Consider the following 1,947-nt stretch of genomic DNA (forward strand, 5'->3'; position numbering starts at 1 on the left):
CGAGGTACCCGCTGACGTACTTGCAGAAGAACCCGGGGAGGAGGACCGCCTCGCCCCGCTGCTGCGGAGGGGCCGGCTCGAGGGCGTCCTGCTCTGCGCCGAGACCTGACCGGCTCAGGAGGCCTTCGGCCCGCCCGACCCCTGCCCGCCCGACCCCTGCCCGCCCGACTCCTGCACGGCCTCCTGCAGCTCGTCCCGGCTCATCGACGACCGGCCTGCCACGTCCAGCTCCTTGGCCAGCGCGAGCAGCTCCTTCTTGCTCGCGGAGCCGAGGTCGGGGGCCTTGCTCCGCTTCCCCGTGGCCTCGTCGATGCTGCGCTGCAACGCCTCCATCAGGTCGGACATGTCGGTCGGCTCCGGGGCGGCGGACTCGGTGACGACCTCGCGCCCGGCGTGCTTGTCCGCCACCAGCTTCGCGACCCGGTCGCGGTGGGTGTCGCGGTACTGGTCCGGCTTCCACGCCGTCGACATCGACTCGATGAGCGTCGCGGCCATGCGCAGCTCCTTCTCCCCGCCCGAGGTCCGGCTCGACGGGATGTGGTCCAGCTCGGCCGTCGGGTCGCGGACCTCGTCGGCGAAGTGCAGGGTGTGGAGCGCGAGGACGTCGCCGTCGGAGCGCACCGCGGCGAGGTACTCCTTGCCGCGCATCACGAACGTGCCCACGGCGGCCTTGCCACCGTCCGCCATCGCGCGCCGCAGCAGCGCGTAGGGCTTGGCGTGCGCCTCGGCGGTCGGGGCGAGCCAGTAGGTCCGCTGGAAGAAGACCGGGTCGATGTCCGCCAGGTCCACGAAGTCGCTGATCTCCAACGACTGCGAGCGACCCGGGGCGATCGAGTCCAGCTCGTCCGGCTCGACGATCACGTACTCGCCGTCCCCGACCTCCGCCCCCTTGACGATGTCGGAGTACTCGACCTCCTCGCCGGTCCGCTCGTTGACCCGCTGGATCCGCACGCGGTCCGACGTGCCCCGCTCGAACTGGTGGAACCCGACCGTGTGGTCCTCGGTCGCGCTGAACAGCCCGACCGGTATCGACACCAGCCCGAAGGAGATCGTCCCCGTCCAGATCGCACGCGCCATACCTGCAGGTACCCGCCGCGGAACCGGGTGAACCGGCCCGGAGCGGGTACCCGGCCCCATGTTCCGACGACTGCGTTCCCTCTTCGGCAAGCCCACCACGGCCGAGGACGACGTCCGGCCGGACCCCGGCACCGCACGGAGCCGGGAGACGGGCGGGCGCGACACCGGGTAGGCGTGGTCGACGGCGTTGGCGGCGGCCTCGCCGAGCGCGAGCTGCAGGTCCTCCACGAGCAGGGTGTCCAGGGCGGCCAGCCGCGCCCACTCGGTGACCGCGCGACGGACCCCGCGCAGCTCGCCGGGCTCGGCCGGGACCTCCAGGACGAGCGGGCCGGGCAGCAGGCGGACGGCCACGACGGCGATGTCGTCCGGGTGGACGTCCTGCTCGCCGAGCCGGTCGAGCAGCCCGTCGACGAGCTGTTCGGGGGGTGCGTCGCGCTCGGGGCGGGTGTGCTGCTGCACGAGTACGTGCGGGCCCGCGCCCAGTCCGTGGGCATGCCGGGGGTGGGCGGGGTGACCGTCGCCGAACGGCCGACCCGCGTGATCGTGGTGCTGGTGGCCGCGCTCGGAGCCGGGTTCATGCAGGCGGGTACCCCGTTCACGGGCTGGGACTGGGCCACGGTGTGCCTCGTCATCTGGGGGGTGGTCGCGGCGGTGGGTCTCGTGCAGCTGGCGGTCACGGTCGTCCGGACGGTTCCCGGGCCCGGCCGATGAGCCCCGCCGTGATCTCCGCCGAGTGCAGCACCAGCGGTAGCCCGCCGCCGGGGTGCGCGGAGCCGCCGACGAGGTAGAGCCCGCGCACCGGCGAGCGGTTCGCCGGACGCAGCAGGGCGGCCCGCGGACCGTGCGAGGCCGTCCCGTAGATCGCGCCGC

Annotated in this window: 2 protein-coding genes and 2 pseudogenes; 1 reads left to right on the plus strand and 3 read right to left on the minus strand. The window is 73.7% G+C overall.

Annotated features, from left to right (window positions below):
• Nucleotides 1-114: 114 nt before the first annotated feature.
• Nucleotides 115-1,077: a non-homologous end joining protein Ku gene (gene ku, locus H5J29_RS30750; RefSeq protein ID WP_246394506.1), complete on the minus strand. Its 963-nt coding sequence runs from the start codon at nt 1,075-1,077 to the stop codon at nt 115-117.
• Between the two features lie 174 nt (nt 1,078-1,251).
• Nucleotides 1,252-1,536, minus strand: a pseudogene (locus H5J29_RS36410) (ATP-binding protein); the annotation flags it as partial.
• Here H5J29_RS36410 and H5J29_RS34505 point away from each other — a divergent pair.
• Nucleotides 1,525-1,788, plus strand: a complete 264-nt coding sequence (locus H5J29_RS34505) for a hypothetical protein (RefSeq protein ID WP_220188139.1) — start codon at nt 1,525-1,527, stop codon at nt 1,786-1,788. The pseudogene H5J29_RS36410 and the gene H5J29_RS34505 overlap by 12 nt on opposite strands.
• Here H5J29_RS34505 and H5J29_RS34510 read toward each other — a convergent pair.
• Nucleotides 1,751-1,947: pseudogene (locus tag H5J29_RS34510) on the minus strand (phytoene desaturase family protein); the annotation flags it as partial. The gene H5J29_RS34505 and the pseudogene H5J29_RS34510 overlap by 38 nt on opposite strands.

It is taken from the genome of Pseudonocardia pini, assembly GCF_013870575.1.
In the GTDB taxonomy this organism is placed as follows: Bacteria; Actinomycetota; Actinomycetes; order Mycobacteriales; family Pseudonocardiaceae; genus Pseudonocardia; species Pseudonocardia pini.